We start from the raw sequence: 4,875 nt of genomic DNA, 5'->3' as shown, positions 1-4,875 counted from the left end.
GCCCCTACCCGTCCCATCCCTGGGGGCGGCAGCCCCCAGGGATGGGACGGGTAGGGGCGGCGGGGGCGAAAGGAAATCCCCTACAGGCCGTAGCGCTCGCGCGCCTCCTTCACCGCCGTTGCCTTTACTTCTCCGCGTCGCGCCAGCTGGGCGAGCGCGGCGACCACGATCGACTCCGCGTCGACGCCGAAGTAACGCCGAGCCGCGTCACGCGTGTCCGACAGGCCGAAGCCGTCCGCGCCGAGCGACGAATAGTCCTGCTCGACCCACTGCGCGATCTGGTCGGGAACCTGGCGCATGTAGTCGGAAACCGCGAGGACAGGACCCTCGGCACCTTGCAACGCCTGACGGACGTACGGCACCCGCTCCTCACCCCGAAGCAACGCCGCATCCGCGTCCAGCGCGTCGCGCCGCAGCTCGGTCCAGGACGTCGCCGACCACACATCGGCCGCGACGCCCCACTCCTCGGCGAGCAACTGCTGCGCCTTCAACGCCCAGTGGATCGCCGTACCGGAGCCGAGGAGCTGAATGCGCGCCGCGTTGGCAGCCGGGGAAAGGCCTGCGGATTCCGCCGTGTTGAAGCGGTAGAGGCCCTTGACGATGCCCTCGTCGATGCCGAGGCCGGCCGGCTTGGCGGGCTGGGGGATCGGCTCGTTGTAGACGGTGAGGTAGTAGAAGACGTTCGAGTCCTCGCCGGGCGCGGCCTCGCCGTACATGCGGCGGATGCCGTCCTTGACGATCGCCGCGACCTCGTACGCGAACGCGGGGTCGTACGACAGCGCGGCCGGGTTCGTCGCCGCGATCACGGGGGAGTGACCGTCCGCGTGCTGAAGACCCTCGCCCGTCAGCGTCGTACGGCCCGCCGTGGCGCCGACGAGGAAGCCGCGCCCGAGCTGGTCGCCGAGCTGCCACATCTGGTCGGCCGTGCGCTGCCAGCCGAACATCGAGTAGAAGATGTAGAAGGGGATCATCGCTTCGCCGTGCGTCGCGTACGACGTCGACGCGGCGATGAAGTCCGCCATCGAACCGGCCTCGGTGATCCCCTCGTTGAGGATCTGGCCGTTCTTGGCTTCCTTGTAGTACATGAGCTGGTCGCGGTCGACGGGCTCGTACGTCTGGCCCTTGGGGGAGTAGATCCCCAGGGACGGGAAGAGCGACTCCATGCCGAAGGTGCGTGCCTCGTCGGGCACGATCGGCACCCAGCGCTTGCCCGTCTCCTTGTCGCGGACCAGGTCCTTGACGAGGCGGACGAACGCCATCGTCGTCGCCACGTTCTGCGTGCCGGAGCCCTTGTCGAAGGACGCGAACGTCTTGTCGGCCGCGGCGGGCAGCGCGGCGAGGGGGTGCGTGCGGCGGGCCGGGGCGGGACCGCCGAGCGCCGCGCGGCGCTCCTGGAGGTAATGGACCTCGGGGGAGTCGGCGCCGGGGTGGCTGTACGGGACGACTCCGTCGATGAAGTCGCTGTCCTTGATGGGGAGTTCGAGCAGGTCACGCATCTGCTTGAACTCGTCCGTCGACAGCTTCTTCATCTGGTGGTTGGCGTTCTTCGACGCGAAGCCCTCGCCGAGCGTGTGGCCCTTGACCGTCTGCGCCAGGATGACCGTCGGGCCGCCCTTGTGCTCCACGGCCGCCTTGTACGCGGCGTACACCTTGCTCGCCTCGTGACCGCCGCGCGAGAGGTGGAAACACTCCAGGATCTTGTCGTCGCTCAGCAGCTTCGCGAGCTCGACGAGCGCCGGGTCCTTGCCGAAGAAGTCCTCGCGGATGTAGGCGGCGCCACGCGTCTGGTACGTCTGCACCTGGGCGTCCGGTACCTCGCGCAGGCGTCGTACGAGCGCGCCCGTGGTGTCGAGCTGGAACAGCTCGTCCCAGGCGTTGCCCCACAGGGACTTGATGACGTTCCAGCCCGCGCCGCGGAACTGGGCCTCCAGCTCCTGCACGATCTTGAAGTTCGCGCGGACCGGGCCGTCGAGGCGCTGGAGGTTGCAGTTGATGACGAAGGTCAGGTTGTCCAGACCCTCGCGGCTCGCCAGTGCGAGTGCCGCCGTCGACTCGGGCTCGTCCATCTCGCCGTCGCCGAGGAAGGCCCAGACGTGGGACTCGGAGACGTCCTTGATGCCGCGCGCGGTGAGGTAGCGGTTGAAGCGTGCCTGGTAGATCGCCGAGAGGGGGCCGAGGCCCATCGACACCGTCGGGAACTCCCACAGCCAGGGGAGGCGGCGGGGGTGCGGGTACGACGGGAGGCCGTTGCCGCCCGACTCCTGGCGGAAGTTGTCGAGGTGCGTCTCGGTGAGGCGGCCGTCGAGGAAGGCGCGGGCGTAGACGCCGGGGGAGGCGTGGCCCTGGATGTAGAGCTGGTCGCCCGACCCGTCGGCCTCCTTGCCCTTGAAGAAGTGGTTGAAGCCGGTCTCGTACAGCCAGGCCGCGGACGCGAAGGTCGCGATGTGGCCGCCGACGCCGTGTTTCGCGCCGCGGGTCACCATCGCCGCCGCGTTCCAGCGGTTCCACGCGGTGATCCGGCGCTCCATCGCCTCGTCGCCGGGCGCGGACGGCTCGGCGGCGGTCGGGATGGTGTTGACGTAGTCCGTCTCAAGCAGCTTGGGCAGCGCGAGGCCGTTGCCCTCCGCGCGCTCCAGCGTGCGGCGCATCAGATACGCGGCACGGTGCGGACCCGCAGCCTGCGTGACGGCGTCCAGGGAGGCCTGCCATTCGGCGGTCTCCTCGGGGTCGCGGTCCGGGAGCTGGTCGAGCTCGCTCGGCTGGATGGCGTAGGGGTCGGTCATAACGCCGCCTTCCTCGGTCGAAGGGGGGTTCCCTCATCGGCAAGGGGATTTCGGGGGTGCCCTTGGTCTTTGGCAGGACAGGGCGGCGGGCGCTGGTGTTGTGACACCGTGCGGCTTCCGCCGCGTGGCCCGTCGGTGACTGTAACTCCCTGATCGATGATCGATCAAAGGTTCCCGGGCAAAATATCTTGATTACGAGAAAGTCGGCACGGCGTGCCTTTTGCGGGGGCACCGGGTGCCGTGTTTTTCGCCGGTTTCTGCGGAGTTTTCGCAGGTGAGCATGGCTGCGCTCGGCTGCGTCACGCGCGCGGCGCGCAGCCGAGAACGTGCGCCTTCACCAGCTCCGCGATCCGCGGATCCCGGCGCCGGAACGCGGCCACCAGCTCCTCGTGCTCCTCCGCGTACGACTGCTGGACCGTCCCCAGCCAGCGGATCGACAGCGCCGTGAACACCTCGATGCCGAGGCCCTCCCAGGTGTGCAGCAGCACCGAGTTGCCGGCGGCGCGGACCAGTTCGCGGTGGAAACCGACGGTGTGCCGGACCTGGCCGGTGCCGTCCGCGTTCCGGTCGGCTTCGTACAGCGCGGCGACATGCGGCTCAAGGGCCGAGCAGTCCTCGGCCAGCTTCCCGGCCGCCAGCTCCGCCGCGATCGCCTCCAGGCCGGCCCGCACCGGGTAGCTCTCCTCCAGGTCGGCCGCGGTCAGATTCCGTACGCGTACGCCCTTGTTCGGCGCGGACTCGATCAGCCGCAGCGACTCCAGCTCGCGCAACGCCTCCCGCACCGGCGTCTGGCTGACCTCGAGCTCCGTCGCGATCCGCCGCTCCACGATCCGCTCGCCCGGCTTCCAGCGGCCGCTCACGATCCCCTCCACGATGTGCTCGCGGATCTGTTCGCGCAGCGAGTGGACGACGGGCGCGGTCATGAGAGCTCCTTAAAGGCGTTTGACGTTTAGACAATAAGGCCGCACGCCCGCTCGGGAGGGGCGCACGGGGGCGCTTTCATGCAGGTGAGACGAGACTTACACGCTGGTGGGGCGGACAGTATCCGGAACCGTCACCGCCGCTGGGGAACGTCGTACGACGCGCCGCGCGCACGGGAAACGCACGGTGCCCCCGCCCGGAAGGTTCCGGAACGGGGGCACCGTGCGAACAACAGGCCAGGCGGCCGACTACAGGCCGAGCTCCACCTCGAACTCGCCCGCCTCCAGGATCGCCTTGACCGCCGTCAGGTAGCGGGCGGCGTCCGCGCCGTCCACCAGACGGTGGTCGTAGGAGAGGGTCAGGTACGTCATGTCACGGACGCCGATGACCGTGCCGTCCTCGGTCTCGATGACCGCCGGGCGCTTGACCGTGGCGCCGATGCCGAGGATCGCGACCTGGTTCGGGGGCACGATGATCGTGTCGAACAGCGCGCCGCGCGAACCGGTGTTGGAGATGGTGAAGGTCGCGCCGGACAGCTCGTCCGGGGTGATCTTGTTCGCCCGGACCTTGCCCGCGAGCTCGGCGGTGGCCTTGGCGATACCGGCGATGTTCAGGTCGCCCGCGTGCTTGATGACCGGGGTCATCAGGCCCTTCTCGGAGTCCACCGCGATACCGACGTTCTCGGTGTCGAAGTAGGTGATCGTGCCCTCTTCGACGTTGATCCGGGCGTTGATGGCCGGGTGGGCCTTCAGCGCCTGGGCCGCCGCCTTCACGAAGAACGGCATCGGGGAGAGCTTGACACCCTCGCGCGCGGCGAAGGAGTCCTTGGCCTGGGTGCGCAGGCGCATCAGGCGCGTGACGTCGACCTCGACGACCGACGACAGCTGCGCCTGCTCGTGCAGCGCCTTGACCATGTTGTCGCCGATGACCTTGCGGATGCGGGGCATCTTGACGGTCTGGCCGCGGAGGGGCGAGGCCTCCAGGACGGGCGCCTTCTTGGCAGCGGCGGCCGGAGCTGCGGCAGTGGCCGGAGCCGGAGCGGCCGCCCTTGCGGCCGACGACGAGCGCACCGGTCGGGAAGTCGGGGCCCTTGATGCGCTCGATCAGCGCGTCCAGCAGCTCCTCGTGGGAGGCCTCGGGGTTCTCCAGGCACCACTGGGCGCCCGCCGCG

General features: G+C 69.4%; 2 protein-coding genes and 1 pseudogene. All 3 read right to left on the bottom strand.

Annotated features, from left to right (window positions below; genetic code table 11):
• Positions 1–80 precede the first annotated feature (80 nt).
• Complete coding sequence (gene aceE / locus ACNFOC_RS50975) at positions 81–2,783, bottom strand: pyruvate dehydrogenase (acetyl-transferring), homodimeric type (RefSeq protein WP_416965793.1); 2,703 nt, start codon at positions 2,781–2,783, stop codon at positions 81–83.
• Positions 2,784–3,082: 299 nt separating this feature from the next.
• A complete protein-coding gene (locus ACNFOC_RS50970; RefSeq protein ID WP_384174169.1) occupies positions 3,083–3,706 on the bottom strand; it encodes a GntR family transcriptional regulator in 624 nt (207 codons plus the stop codon).
• Between the two features lie 246 nt (positions 3,707–3,952).
• A pseudogene (locus ACNFOC_RS50965) lies at positions 3,953–4,768 on the bottom strand (2-oxo acid dehydrogenase subunit E2); the annotation flags it as partial.
• Positions 4,769–4,875 lie beyond the last annotated feature (107 nt).

The sequence above is a fragment of the Streptomyces colwelliae genome, assembly GCF_048158785.1.
Classification (GTDB): domain Bacteria; phylum Actinomycetota; class Actinomycetes; order Streptomycetales; family Streptomycetaceae; genus Streptomyces.
The sequence above is the reverse complement of the archived record's forward strand: the minus strand, read 5'-3'. Positions and strand labels throughout refer to the sequence as shown.

Excerpts from the sequence above, each read along its gene's own strand:
- aceE (WP_416965793.1), bottom strand. The coding sequence starts at position 2,783 with ATGACCGACCCCTACGCCATCCAGCCGAGCGAGCTCGACCAGCTCCCG.
- ACNFOC_RS50970 (WP_384174169.1), bottom strand. The coding sequence starts at position 3,706 with ATGACCGCGCCCGTCGTCCACTCGCTGCGCGAACAGATCCGCGAGCAC.